At 71.3% G+C, this 12,749-nt stretch carries 11 protein-coding genes, 1 tRNA gene and 1 riboswitch; of the genes, 8 read left to right on the top strand and 4 right to left on the bottom strand.

Translation table 11 applies throughout. The features are described 5' to 3' along the window. Positions 1-457: 457 nt before the first annotated feature. A complete protein-coding gene (locus tag V6U79_RS29475) occupies positions 458-1,258 on the bottom strand; it encodes a DUF881 domain-containing protein (protein WP_334616691.1) in 801 nt (266 codons plus the stop codon). Positions 1,259-1,489: 231 nt separating this feature from the next. On the opposite strand from V6U79_RS29475, the gene V6U79_RS29470 reads away from it, so the two are divergent. From V6U79_RS29470 to V6U79_RS29445, 6 genes are all read left to right on the top strand, one after another. Next, positions 1,490-1,753, top strand: coding sequence for a cell division protein CrgA (locus V6U79_RS29470; RefSeq protein WP_334532232.1), 264 nt, complete (start codon positions 1,490-1,492; stop codon positions 1,751-1,753). 286 nt (positions 1,754-2,039) lie between these two features. Next, positions 2,040-4,238 carry a (Fe-S)-binding protein gene (locus V6U79_RS29465; RefSeq protein WP_334532235.1) on the top strand — a complete coding sequence of 733 codons (2,199 nt, stop codon included), beginning with the start codon at positions 2,040-2,042 and terminating at the stop codon, positions 4,236-4,238. A 174-nt stretch (positions 4,239-4,412) separates the two neighbouring features. Next, complete coding sequence (locus V6U79_RS29460) at positions 4,413-5,720, top strand: hemolysin family protein (protein ID WP_334616689.1); 1,308 nt, start codon at positions 4,413-4,415, stop codon at positions 5,718-5,720. Further along, on the top strand, positions 5,713-6,717 hold the full coding sequence (locus V6U79_RS29455; protein WP_334532238.1) for a hemolysin family protein: 1,005 nt from the start codon (positions 5,713-5,715) through the stop codon (positions 6,715-6,717). Before V6U79_RS29460 ends, V6U79_RS29455 begins: the two co-directional genes overlap by 8 nt. Positions 6,718-6,880: 163 nt before the next feature. Next, complete coding sequence (locus tag V6U79_RS29450; protein WP_334616687.1) at positions 6,881-7,897, top strand: C40 family peptidase; 1,017 nt, start codon at positions 6,881-6,883, stop codon at positions 7,895-7,897. A gap of 164 nt (positions 7,898-8,061) precedes the next feature. Next, positions 8,062-8,197, top strand: a riboswitch (cyclic di-AMP (ydaO/yuaA leader). Positions 8,198-8,209: 12 nt separating this feature from the next. Next, a complete protein-coding gene (locus V6U79_RS29445) occupies positions 8,210-9,247 on the top strand; it encodes a C40 family peptidase (RefSeq protein ID WP_334616686.1) in 1,038 nt (345 codons plus the stop codon). Between the two features lie 37 nt (positions 9,248-9,284). On the opposite strand, the gene dcd is transcribed toward V6U79_RS29445, so the two are convergent. Continuing rightward, positions 9,285-9,863: a dCTP deaminase gene (gene dcd, locus V6U79_RS29440; RefSeq protein ID WP_334532247.1), complete on the bottom strand. Its 579-nt coding sequence runs from the start codon at positions 9,861-9,863 to the stop codon at positions 9,285-9,287. 78 nt (positions 9,864-9,941) lie between these two features. Between dcd and V6U79_RS29435 the strand changes: the two genes are divergently transcribed. Further along, complete coding sequence (locus V6U79_RS29435; RefSeq protein ID WP_334532250.1) at positions 9,942-10,502, top strand: pyridoxamine 5'-phosphate oxidase family protein; 561 nt, start codon at positions 9,942-9,944, stop codon at positions 10,500-10,502. Positions 10,503-10,567: 65 nt separating this feature from the next. Here the strand turns inward: V6U79_RS29435 and V6U79_RS29430 are convergent, their stop codons facing one another. Next, the gene (locus V6U79_RS29430; protein WP_334616685.1) at positions 10,568-11,554 is read right to left on the bottom strand and encodes a zinc metalloprotease; all 987 of its coding nucleotides are present in this window, start codon (positions 11,552-11,554) and stop codon (positions 10,568-10,570) included. A 235-nt stretch (positions 11,555-11,789) separates the two neighbouring features. Here V6U79_RS29430 and V6U79_RS29425 point away from each other — a divergent pair. After that, positions 11,790-11,863 (top strand) — tRNA-Gly (locus V6U79_RS29425). 88 nt (positions 11,864-11,951) lie between these two features. On the opposite strand, the gene V6U79_RS29420 is transcribed toward V6U79_RS29425, so the two are convergent. Next, a partial coding sequence (locus tag V6U79_RS29420) for a tyrosine-type recombinase/integrase (protein WP_334616684.1) occupies positions 11,952-12,749 on the bottom strand: 798 nt, incomplete at its 5' end.

Here is a 12,749-nt window from a genome sequence, read left to right as displayed (position 1 = left end):
CCTCGGCGTAGAGCGGACGGCGCTGGTCCATCAGGTACTTCAGGGTGGCCCGGGGGTTGATGGGCGGCCGGTCCGGCGGGCGTCAACGGCGCGGCGGGCGCGGTGGGCCGGCCCTGGGCCGCGCCGGGCCACGCGGGCGGCGCGGGACGACCCTGCGTACCCGGGTTCTCGGTCCCGTGGTGGGGTGCGGGCGACCCGCTGTTCGGGGCGGTGTCGCGGGCCGCGGCGGGCGGCCGACCCGGACCGCCGTCCCGCGGCGTCGGGCGGCCGGCGGGACCGGGCGAAGCCGGGGCGTCGGCCGGCGGACGCGCGCGCGACGGCAGCACGGGGTCGGGCCAGGGCCCGGTCGGACCGGGACGGTCGGGGGTGGGCGGCGCGGAGTGGCCGATCCTGGGGATGAAGGCGGTCGCGTCATCGCTCCGGTCGCGACGGCGGCCCTCGCCGTCGTCCTCACGGGTCATCGCGGCACCGTCGCCGAGCGCAGCGCGGTCGAGTCCTCGAACGCCGGCACGGTCACCGCGGAGACGGTCTCGGAGTAACCGAGCTGGTAGTGGTCGACCGCCTGCTTGAACAACCCGACTCCCTCAGAGTCGGCGAGCGCCCGCTGGAGAGCTGCGGGATCACCGATTGCTACGATCTTGAACGGTGGGGAGTACACCCGGCCGTGCAGCAGCAGGGTGTTACCGACGCAGCGTACCGCGCTGGTGGACAGCACGCGGACGTTCATGATTGACATGGCCTCGGCGCCACCCGCCCAGAGCGCGTTCACCACCGCCTGGACGTCACCCTGATGGACGACCAGGTCGTCATTGGTGGCACCTTTGGGCAGCGGCCCGTCGGTGGGTGCGTCGTTCAGCTCGACGGTCACCCCGGTGCCGGCCAGCGCGACGAATCCGGCGGCCTCACGGCTGGCCAGGGCCCGGTCCTGCTGCTCCTTGATCGGCCCGTCGGTGCCGGCCCGCGCGGCGGTCTCGCTCTCCACCTCGGCGCGCAGCCGGGCGGCCCGCAGCTCGCTCGCCGCCACCTGCTCGCGACGGTCCTCGATGAGCTGGGTCAGCTGGGGGCGCCGGTCCTCCCGCAGGTCGGTGCCGCCCGCGGTGGTCGCGGTGGTGGTGAAGAGCAGCCCGGCCGCGGCGGCGATCATCGGCACCCCGATCGACCAGCCCGGCCGGCGCTGCCGTGGACGCCCTGGCACCAGTGCGGCGACGGCGCGTCGCATGGCCTTCTGCCAGGACGCCGCGCCGGTTGTGTACTCCACCGAGCGTTCCTTCCCCCGTCGTCTGGTTGCCGCCCGACACCACCCGCAACGGTTCGCCCGTCCCGGCGTGGCCCCACTCTTTCGGTCACTCCGTGCACCGGCCTGACCCCATTCGTGGCTTGAACGGGCCGTCGGGACTACGCTAGCTGTCGAACATTATTGGCCATGGACCGTCGCCCCCGCGCCCGGTTGTCAGGCCGGACGAGGTCGTCACCCCCTCTGGAGAGCGTCGTGCCCAAGTCTCAGGTCCGCAAGAAGAAGGTGTACACCCCGCCGACGGACGTGCGTCCGACCGCGACGGCGGCGACGCGCAAGCCTAGCCCGGTGTGGCTGCCGGCCACGGCGGTCGCGCTGATCGTGGGTGGCATCGGCTGGCTGGTGGTCTACTACCTCTCCGCCCAGGAGTACCCGGTCGCCACGTGGGGCTACTGGAACCTCGCGGTCGGCTTCGGGGCGATGGTCTCCTCGCTGATCCTGCTCTCCCGCTGGCGCTGAGCGCTCCGGCACCGCCCACCGCACGACCCAGGTCACCTTCGCGGAACCCTGCCCGGCGCTCCGGCGCCGGGCACCCTATGGTGTGCGCAGGGCGGCGCGGCCGGATGCGAGAAGACTCACGTTACTCCTGGGTAACCTTGCGCGTAGGCTGCACTGCATGACCGAGCGGAGCGAGGTCATCGACCGGTCCGGTCGAGGGTGCGGCAGCGGCGCTACGCCGGTCCCGTCCTGAGTCGGCCCAGGTCGCCGAGCCGCTCGACAGGCAGCAGACCGGGAGGCCAACTCGATGGGCAGCGTCCAGATCGTCACCACGATCCTCGCGGCCGCCATCACCGCCGTGGCGGTGTGGCTTGCGGCGCGCGCGGTCATGAAGATGGTGGCAGTCATCCGGCTCGGGCAACCCGCGCCGGAGCGGTTCGGCGACAAGGTCACCCGCGCCAAGACGATGTTGGTGGAGACCGCCGGTCACACCCGCATGCTCAAGTGGGGCGTGGTGGGTGCCGCGCACTGGCTCGTGATGGTCGGCTTCATCGTGCTGTCGCTGCTGGTGCTCGAGGCGTACTTCGAGGTGGTCACCCCGACCGGCGGACTGCCGATCATCGGGCACTGGATCGTCTTCGGTCTGGCCACCGAGGTCATCGGCGTGCTGGGCCTGGTCGGCATCCTGGTGCTGATGGCGATCCGGCTGCGCAACCGCCCCACCCGGCCGGGCGGTCGCTCCCGGTTCACCGGCTCGACGATGTGGCAGGGCTACTTCGTCGAGTGGATCGTCCTGCTGGTCCTGATCTTCGGGTTCGTGATCCGGGGCTTCAAGGTCGCCACCGACCACTTCGAGTACCCGCTCTGGGCCACCCCGTTCAGCCACGCGGTCGGCGCGGTGCTGCCCGACTGGCAGGACGGGGCCAGCGTCGCCGCGCTCATCAAGATCGTTATCTCGATGACCTGGCTGATCGTCATCTCGCTGAACGTGACCATGGGTGTCGCCTGGCACCGCTTCCTGGCGTTCCCCAACATCTTCTTCAAGCGGGAGCCGGCCAAGCCCGCCGGCTCCGGCCTCGGCGCGCTGCGCCCGATGACGAGCAACGGCAAGCCGCTCGACTTCGAGGAGGCCGACCCGGAGAAGGACCAGTTCGGCGTCGCCCAGGTCGAGCAGTTCAGCTGGAAGGGCCTGCTGGACTTCAGCACCTGCACCGAGTGCGGTCGCTGCCAGTCGCAGTGCCCGGCCTGGAACACCGGCAAGCCGCTGTCGCCGAAGCTGCTGATCCTGAGCCTGCGCGACCACGCGTACGCCAAGGCGCCGTACCTGCTGGCCGGCGGCGGCAAGGACCTCACCGGCGAGGAGAAGGCCACTGCCGCGCAGTTGGCCCACATGGACGTGCTGGCGCTCGCCGAGGCTGACAAGCCGCTGATCGGCACCGCCGCGGAGGGTGGGGTCATCGACCCGGACGTGCTCTGGTCCTGCACCACCTGCGGCGCCTGCGTCGAGCAGTGCCCGGTCGACATCGAGCACGTCGACCACATCGTCGACATGCGCCGCTACCAGGTGCTGATCGAGTCGAGCTTCCCGTCCGAGGCCGGCGTCATGCTCCGCAACCTGGAGAACAAGGGCAACCCGTGGGGCGCCCCGCAGAACACCCGCGAGGACTGGACCAAGGGCCTCGACTTCGAGGTGCCCCGGGTCGGCGAGGTCGACGACTTCGAGTACCTCTTCTGGGTCGGCTGCGCCGGCGCGTTCGAGGACCGGGCGAAGAAGACCACCCGCGCGGTCGCCACGCTGCTCAACGAGGCCGGCGTGAAGTTCGCGATCCTCGGCGAGGGCGAGACCTGCTCGGGTGACCCGGCCCGCCGGATCGGCAACGAGTTCGTCTTCCAGATGCTCGCCCAGCAGAACGTGGAGACCCTCAACGAGGCGTTCGAGGGCCGGGAGAAGAGCAAGCGGAAGATCGTCGCCACCTGCCCGCACTGCTTCAACACCCTGGGCAACGAGTACGGCCAGCTCGGCGGAGAGTTCGAGGTGGTGCACCACACCCAGCTCCTGGCGCACCTGGTCTCGACCGGCAAGCTCACCCCGGTGCAGCCGGTCGACGGCGGGGTCACCTACCACGACCCCTGCTACCTGGGCCGGCACAACCGGGTCTTCGCCGCCCCGCGCGAGGTGCTCGGCGATGCGATCCAGGGCGAGATCACCGAGATGCCGCGGAACAGCGAGCGCTCCTTCTGCTGCGGCGCCGGCGGCGCCCGGATGTGGATGGAGGAGAAGATCGGCAAGCGGATCAACGTGGACCGGGTCGAGGAGGCCATGTCCACCGGGGCGAGGACGGTCGCCGTCGGCTGCCCGTTCTGCTCGACGATGCTCAACGACGGGGTGAACGGCAAGGGCGCCGGCGAGCAGGTCGAGGTGATCGACGTGGCCAGCGTGCTGCTCCGCTCGGTCAAGCCGGACACCGCCCAGGACGACAAGAAGGCCGCACCGGTCGCCGGCTGAGGTCGTACCCCCTGATCGTGGAACGGACGACGGCGGCGGCACCCCCGGGGTGTCGCCGCCGTCGACGTCCCGGGGACGGCCTGCCCGGCGCGCGACTCGTGCCCCGGGGCGCGCCCGTGGAACAATCGCGCCCGAGGTGAGGCGATCATCGACGGCCTGCTCGTCACCACGCTGTTGCCACTGGTCGGCTTCGTCCTGCTGACCGCCGGCAACGCGTTCTTCGTCGCGGCCGAATTCGCCCTGGTCACCGTCGACCGCGCGGAGATCGACCGACGGGTGGCCGCCGGCGACGGCGCCGCCACCACGGTCCGGCGGGCGCTGCGCGAACTCTCCTTCCAGCTCTCCGGGGCGCAGCTCGGCATCACCCTCACCGCGCTGCTCACCGGCTACCTCGCCGAACCGGCGCTGGCCCGGCTCTTCGCCCCGCTGCTGCACCCCGTGGGCGGGGCGGAGCGGTTCAGCCCGCTGCTCGCCCTGGCGCTGGCCACCCTGATCTCCATGCTCTTCGGCGAGCTGGTGCCGAAGAACCTGGCGCTGGCCCGGCCGATGCCGACCGCGCTCGCCACCGCCGCGCCGATGCGGGCCTTCTCCCGCTCCTTCGGCTGGCTCATCCGCGGGCTGAACGACTCCGCCAACCGGCTGGTCCGCCAGCTCGGCGTCGAACCCCAGGAGGAGCTGGCCAGCGCCCGGTCCCCGGAGGAGCTGGGGCTGCTGGCGGCCATCTCCGCGCGGGCCGGCGCGCTGCCGCCGGACACCGCGATGCTGCTGCGCCGGACCATCCGTTTCGGCGAGAAGCGGGCCGCCGAGGCGATGACCCCGCGGGTGGACGTGGTCGCGCTGCGCGCCAACGCCACCGTCGCCGAACTGCTCGCGGCGTCCCGGGAAACCGGACGGACCCGGTTCCCGATCTTCGAGGAGACGCTCGACCTGGTCACCGGCGTCGCCGGGGTGCCCGACGCGCTCGGCGTGCCGCTCGCCCACCGCGCGTCGACCACCGTCGCGGCGGTCGCCCGGGAACCGGTGTACGTCCCGGAGAGCCTGGACCTCGACGGCGTCCTCGCCGCGCTCAAGGCCGCGAACGCCGACCTCGCCATCGTGGTCGACGAGTACGGCGGCACGGACGGCGTGGTGACCGTGGAGGACCTGGTGGAGGAGCTGGTCGGGGAGATCGCCGACGAGTTCGACCCGGCCGGCGTGGACGACTCCGGGGTGGCGGAGCTGACCGTGCCGGGCGGCGAGCGGACCGTCCTGGCCGACGGTGTGCTGCGCGAGGACGAGCTGGCCGAGCAGACCGGCTTCCGGCTGCCCGAGGGCCCGTACGAGACGCTCGCCGGCTTCCTGATGGCCCGGCTCGGCCACATCCCGCTGCCCGGCGAGACGGTCGAGGAGGCCGGCTACGAGTTCACCGTGGTCGAGGTGGAGCGGCACCGCATCGAGCAGGTCCGGGTGGTCCGCCCCGCGGAGCCGGACGACGATGACTGAGCTGCTCGTCGCGGCGGTGCTGCTGCTCGGCAACGCGTTCTTCGTGGGCAGCGAGTTCGCGCTGATCGCCTCCCGGCGGACGGTGGTCGAACCGCTCGCCGCGACCTCCAAGCGGGCCCGGTGGGCGCTGTCGGCGATGAACCAGATCCCGCTGATGATCGCCGGGGCGCAGCTCGGCATCACCGTCTGCTCGCTGGGCCTGGGCGCGATCGCCGAGCCGGCGCTGGCTCACCTGATCGAGCCGGCGTTCCACGCCGTCGGACTGCCCGACGCCGCGGTGCACCCGATCTCGTTCCTGATCGCGCTCGCCGTGGTGGTCTTCCTGCACACCGTCGTCGGCGAGATGGTGCCGAAGAACATCACCCTGGCCGGGCCGGAGCTGTCCGCGCTCTGGCTGGGGCCGGCGATGCTGGCCTTCTGCCTGGCGACGAAGCCGCTGCTGTTGACGATGAAGTGGGCCGCCCGGCGGGTGCTGCGGCTGTGGCGGATCGAGGCCACCGAGGCGGTGAAGACCGTCTTCACCGCCGAGGAGTTGGCCGGGCTGGTGTCGCAGGCGCGCACCGAGGGGCTGCTCGACGCGGAGGAGCACGCCCGGATCACCGCCGCGCTGGCCCTGCACCGGCGTACCGCCGCCGACGCCCTGCAGCCGTGGTCGACGGTGACCACGGTGGCCGAGGACGTCTCGCCCGCCTCGCTGGAGGTGCTGGCCACCCGGACCGGCCGGTCCCGCTTCCCGGTGGTGCAGCGTTCCACCCGCAGGGTGCTCGGCTTCGTGCACGTCAAGGACGTGATCGGGTACGCCGGGACGGCCCGGCGGGCCCCGGTGCCCGCCGAGGTCTACCGACCCCTGGCGGTGGTGCCACCGGACCGGACCCTGGCCGATCTGCTGCTCTCGATGCGGCGGGAGCGGCGGCACATGGTGCTGGTCAGTGACGGCCGGCGGCCCCTCGGTGTGGTCACCTTGGACGACGTATTGACCGCTGTCGTCGGGCTCTGACCGGACACCCTTTGTGTACAACCGGTTGCCGGGGTGTGATGGGGTAACAGGTCACCTTGATTACCGTCCCCGGCTTCCCTAATGTGGGGCACCGGCCGCTGTGGGTCGTCTGCCTCGGTCTTCCCCTCAGCGAGGCGCCCGGCGGCCGGTCGCAAAGGAGTCGGTGCTGGTGGCAACCATGCCCCCCCATCGTCACGCCCAGAGCCAGCCGTCCGCTCGTCCGGCCGGCCTGCGCCGGGTCGTCCAACGCCTGCTCACCGTGGTCGCCGCGGTCGCCGTCGGCGCCGGGATGCTCGCTGCGCCCGCCTATGCCGCGCCCTCCCCGGAGGAGATCGAGGCGGCCATCGACAAGCAGTGGGAGCAGCTCGAACCGACCATCGAGGAGTACAACAAGGTTCGCGCCCAGCTCAAGGTCGACCGCAAGAAGTCGGCGGAGCTGGGGAAGAAGATCCAGCCGCTCGCGCTGGAGACCGAGATGGCGATGAACCGGGTCAGTGACCTGGCCACCCGCCACTACATCACGGGCCCCTCCCGGGACCTCGGCGCCCTGCTGGTCAGCACCAAGCCCGGCAACCTCGCCGAGCAGCTCACCTACCTGGACCGGCTCGCCGCGAGCGAGCGCAAGCAGGTTGAGGGCGTGCTCGCGGTCCGCCGCAAGTACGACAGCGAGAAGCAGAAGCTCGACGCCACCATCGCCGCCGAGGCCAAGAAGGAGAAGGAGCTGGCGGCGAAGAAGACGCAGATCAACGCGGAGATCAAGCGCCTCCAGGCGTCCATGCCGAAGACCAGCGTCAGCGTGGCCGGCTGCCCGACCGTCAACGGTGTGGTGAGCAGTGCCGCACGCAAGGCCATCCAGACGGCCTGCGCGCAGGTCGGCAAGCCGTACGTCTGGGGCGCCGACGGCCCCAGCTCGTTCGACTGCTCCGGCCTCACCCAGTACGCCTACAAGGCGGCGGGCATCTACCTGACGCACCACACCGGCGCCCAGTGGAACGAGGGCCGGGCCGTCTCACGCTCCGAGGCCCGCCCCGGCGACCTGGTCTTCTTCTTCAGCGACCTGCACCACGTCGGCCTCTACCTGGGCGGCAACCTGATGGTGCACGCGCCGCGGACCGGCAAGCCGGTGCAGACCCAGAACATCAACTACATGCCGGTCGCCGGGTTCCGCCGACCCGGCTGACCGGAACCCGACACCCTCGTCCCGGAGCCCCCGGTCGCCGTGCGACCGGGGGCTTCGCGCAGGTGGGCACGGCGTGTCCGGTCCGGATGGTTGCGGATCGATAACGGCCGTCTCTACTCTGGTCAATCGTCGGCCGCCACCACGTCCGTCCACCGGGACGGCGACGGCCGGCACCGCCGAGTCGCCCACGGGCGAGCCGGGGACCCAGGTACGCCGGGGTGAATCCGCAGCACTGCGGTAGGGCGCTCCCTTCCCGCCCGAACCCGTCAGCTAACCCGGTAGGCGGTCGCGGAAGAAGGAGTCCGGAGCCCGGTGGCACACCATGCCCCGCGGCCACCGTCGGACCGGTCGGCGCTGCCCGACCGGCGGATGGCAGCGCCGCGTTCCCGCTGGTCCCGCTGCACCACCGCACTCGTCGCCCTGATCGGTGCCACCGTCGCTCTGACCGGTGGCGCCACGGCGGCGCACGCCGACCCGTCCGTCGCCGAGATCGAGCGCCGGATCGACGAGGACTGGAACAAGCTCGAACCGGTCATCGAGCAGCACAACGCCACGCGCCAGGACCTGGCCGCCAAGCGCCGCCAGGCGACGGCGCTGGCCCGCCGGATCGCACCGCTGCAACGCCAGGTCGACCAGGCCATGGACCAGGTGACCGGCCTCGCCGTCGAGGCGTACAAGGGTGAGCACATCTCCGCGGTCAACGCCCTGCTCGGCAGCCGCTCGCCGAGCGACCTGGTCGGGCAGCTCGAGCTGCTGGACCGGTTCGCCCAGCGCCAGCAGCGCGACGTCCGGGCCGTCGTCGACCTGCGTGACGAGCTCGCCGCGCGGAAGGCCCCGCTGGACGAGATGGTCGGCCGGCTGACCCGCACCGAGGCGCAGCTCGCCGCGAAGAAGCAGCAGATCGACGCGGAGATCGACCGGTTGCAGAAGCTGCGGCTCAAGGTGTACGGCAGCGGGGGCGGCGGCGCGCTCCGCCCGGCACCCTGCCCGGCCGGCTATCCGGGTGGCCCGGCCGGCACGGCGGTGAAGTTCGCCTGCGCCCAGATCGGCAAGCCCTACGTCTGGGGCGCCGAGGGGCCGGGCGCGTACGACTGCTCCGGGCTGATGCTCGCCGCGTGGGCGAAAGCCGGTGAGTCGCTGCCGCACAACGCCCGTCAGCAGCGCCAGGTGACGGCCCGGGTGAGCCGGGCCGAGCTGCGCCCCGGCGACCTCGTCTTCTACTACCCGGACCTGCACCACGTCGGCATGTACGTCGGCGACGGCTGGGTGGTGCACGCCTCCCGGGCCGGGATGCCGGTCCGGATGAAGCGGGTCGACGACGGTCCGGTCAACAGCTACGGCCGGGTGTGAGCAGGCAGCCCGTGGTCGCACCCGGACGGTGCGCGCGTCAGCGGGTGGGCCAGGTGCGCCAGTGCTGCCAGGAGCGGCTCGGCGTCGGGCCGCGCTGCCCCTGGTAGCGGGAACCGTAGACGGCGGAGCCGTACGGGTGTTCGGCCGGCGAGGAGAGCCGGAAGATGCAGAGCTGGCCGATCTTCATGCCCGGCCAGAGCGTGATCGGCAGGTTCGCCACGTTGGACAGCTCCAGCGTCACGTGCCCGGAGAAGCCCGGGTCGATGAAGCCGGCGGTCGAGTGGGTGAGCAGGCCGAGCCGACCCAGGCTGGACTTGCCCTCCAACCGGCCGGCGAGCTGGTCGCCGAGGGAGATGACCTCCAGCGTGGAGGCGAGCACGAACTCGCCCGGGTGCAGCACGAACGGCTCGCCCTCGGGCACCTCGACCATCGAGGTCAGGTCGTCCTGCTGGCTGGCCGGGTCGATGTGGGTGTAGAGGTGGTTGTTGAAGACCCGGAACAGCTTGTCGAGGCGCACGTCGATGCTGGACGGTTGCACCAGCGTGGGCTCGAACGGCTCCAGCGCGAGCGTGCCCGCCTTGATCTCGGAGACCAGGTCGCGGTCGGAGAGCAGCATCGGAACACCATATCGAGCGGCCCGGGTGAGCTGCGTGTCGGACTGCACGTTCGTACGTGTGTTCGATAGAATGTCGGCATGGCTTCCTGGTCCGAATTCGCCGCTGACGAGCCCCGACTCGCCGACGGGATCCGCCTTCTCATGCAGCAGTACGGGCCGGGCTTCGGCTACCTGGCCACCGTCCGCGCCGACGGCGGTCCCCGGGTCCACCCGGTCTGTCCGGTGATCACCGACGAGGGGCTCTTCTGCTTCGTCGTCGACTCGCCCAAGCGGCGCGACCTCGAACGCGACGGGCGTTACGCGCTGCACTCCTTCCCGCCGGAGGAGAGCGACGACGAGGCGTACGTGGCGGGTCGCGCCGTGATCGTGACCGATCCCGCGCGGGTGGCCCGGGTGGCCGCACTCGGGCGGGCGGCGCCCCAGGTCGACTGGCGGCTCTTCGAGTTCAGCGTCGACGTCGCGATGCTCACCCACCAGGCCCAGGGCCCGGCGGTGCCCGGCGACGCGCCGGGGCGGCCGGCCGTGCAGGTCTGGCTCGACCCGTCGGCACGCCGCGGCGGTGACGCGGTGGGCGTACCCGATCAGCGGTCGGCGCGGCGCGGCCGGCACGGTTTCGACACCCGCCGCACGGCGGCCTGAGGCGGAGACGACCGGTGCCGGCCCCGTCGTGCGACGGAGCCGGCACCGGTTCGCTGCTGCGGCTGCTACGCCGCGCGGTAGGCGTTCCACGCGGTCAGCATGCGGCTCGCCTGACCGGCGGTGAACTGGTACATGCACGAGTCGTAGGTGTAGTCCATGAAGTTGGTGATCGGGTCCAGGCCGGCCGTGGTGCAGGTGTCCCGCCCGGTCGGGCACTCGAACGCCGGCGAAGCCTCGGCCGGGGTGTCGCTGACGCTGTCGCCCGTGCCGGAGCAGCCGCCCTGGAAGGTGTGGTACAGGTTCAGCCAGTGACCCACCTCGTGGGTGCCGGTGTCGCCCTGGTTGTAGTTGGCGGCGGTGCCACCGGGCAGCGACTCGCTCAGCACGACCACGCCGTCCATGCTGTTCAGCTTCCGCTGCGGGAAGGTGGCCCAGCCGAGCAGGTCATCGCTCAGTTCGCCCAGGTAGACGTTGAGGGTGTTCTTGCCACCCTCGCGCAGCGAGGTCTTCATCTGCCGCTCGGCCGACGAGCCCTGCACGATCGGGTACCAGGCCGGGTTGGTCACCCGGTTGATCTTCGACAGCTGGAAGCTGAAGGCGGTGGCGGCCCCGCCGGTGGCACCGCTGTACGCCTGGTTGAGCACGGTGATCTGCGAGGTGATCATCGAGTCCGGGATGTTGCCACCGGCCCGCGTGGCGTCCCGCTGGATCACGTGCACGACGACGGGGATGGTGACGGCGGCGAGCGGGCTGGCGGCCTGGGCGCCGGCACGATGGTTGACCCGGTCGCGCAGCGCAATGGCGAGGTCGGCCTCGCGCTCCCTGACCTGGGCGGCGGTCAGCTCGTTGGGCTCGTGCTCGGCGATTCCGCCCTTCTTGACCCGTGCGTCCGAGTGGACGTCGGCCGGCTCGGCGCAGACCTCGCCGGGGGCGGCGGAGAAGGCCGAAGCAGCGGGAACGACGCCCACCGTGGCGGTGCTGAGCAGCAGCGCGAGGGTCGTCGACGCGACGCCGGCCGCACGCCGGGTCAGCAGGTTGGGACGGAGTCCCATGGGCCCACCTCTTTCTTGCGGTGCGACCGGGGGTATGTCGCACCGTGGTCGAGAACGTGAGGTGACGTTACAACCGATCGACAGATTTGAGAACGGCTATATGTTGCCGTCAGGAAACTTTTAGATACTCGTGAATGCGTACCGTTTCGGCCCGACCACGGTCGGCGACGGGAGGCATCCCGCGGGGGTACCTGGATGCACGGGGGTGGTGACCTCAGGTACAGTGGTCCCGCCTGCGGGTGTAGTTCAATGGCAGAACATCAGCTTCCCAAGCTGACAGTGCGGGTTCGATTCCCGTCACCCGCTCCACGCGAAAGGCCCTGGTCAGGACGCAAGTCCCAGCCAGGGCCTCGACGTTGCTGCGGCCGGCAGCGCCCGGCGGGCCATCCACGGGCCATTAGCCACGCTTATTGCCCGCCTTCTTGCCCTTGGCCTGCGGCTTGTCCGACGTGCCAGTCGCCGCCTTCTTGGCCTTCTTGCGCTCCGCCTTGACCGCGTCGCTCACCGCCTGGGCGATGGCCCGGTCCGCCTCTGAGGTGGCGTGTTGGTAGATCATGGCCGCCTGGGACGAGTCATGGCCCATCCGCGCCATCAGTTCCCGAGTGCTCGCCCCGGTCCGCGCCGCGATCGTGTTGCCGGTATGCCGCAGATCGTGGAAGTGCAGACCCGGCACCCCGAGCTTGCCGATCGCCGCCGACCAGCCAATGACCTTGTTGAGATTGCCGCGCCAAATGGGCCGCCCGGACGGAGTGGTGAAGACCAGAGCCTCTGGGTTGTCGTCGACGAAGGCCGCCAGGTGCTCCCGCAGCGTCGGCCGGATCGCCACCGGCACCGACACGGCACGCAGACCAGCACGCGACTTCGGCGGACCGAGGATCAGCCCGACGCCGCGCACCTCGGTGAACGTCTGCCGAACGCGGATCACCCCAGCGTCAGCGTCGATGTCTTGCCGTTGCAGCGCGGACACCTCCCCCCAGCGCAGGCACGCGAAGGTGGTCACCAGGATCAGGGCGCGGTACCGCTCGTCCACCAGCTCCGCGAGGTTGAGCACCTGCGCCAGCGCCAGCACGGGCCGCTCGGCCGACTTCTCCTGATCTGCACCCGGAATCCGGCACGGGTTCTTGCGCAGCAGCTCAAAGATCTCTACCTCCTGCTGGGCAGGCTGCAAGGCGTCCTGGCATACGCCGCCCTCGAC

It is taken from the genome of Micromonospora psammae, assembly GCF_036902725.1.
Taxonomy (GTDB): domain Bacteria; phylum Actinomycetota; class Actinomycetes; order Mycobacteriales; family Micromonosporaceae; genus Micromonospora.
The sequence above is the reverse complement of the archived record's forward strand: the minus strand, read 5'-3'. Positions and strand labels throughout refer to the sequence as shown.

Bases quoted from the DNA above. Each gene is read 5' to 3' on its own strand.
- V6U79_RS29430 (WP_334616685.1), bottom strand. From the start codon at position 11,554: ATGGGACTCCGTCCCAACCTGCTGACCCGGCGTGCGGCCGGCGTCGCG.
- V6U79_RS29455 (WP_334532238.1), top strand. From the start codon at position 5,713: ATGACTGAGCTGCTCGTCGCGGCGGTGCTGCTGCTCGGCAACGCGTTC.
- V6U79_RS29435 (WP_334532250.1), top strand. From the start codon at position 9,942: ATGGCTTCCTGGTCCGAATTCGCCGCTGACGAGCCCCGACTCGCCGAC.
- dcd (WP_334532247.1), bottom strand. From the start codon at position 9,863: ATGCTGCTCTCCGACCGCGACCTGGTCTCCGAGATCAAGGCGGGCACG.
- V6U79_RS29465 (WP_334532235.1), top strand. From the start codon at position 2,040: ATGGGCAGCGTCCAGATCGTCACCACGATCCTCGCGGCCGCCATCACC.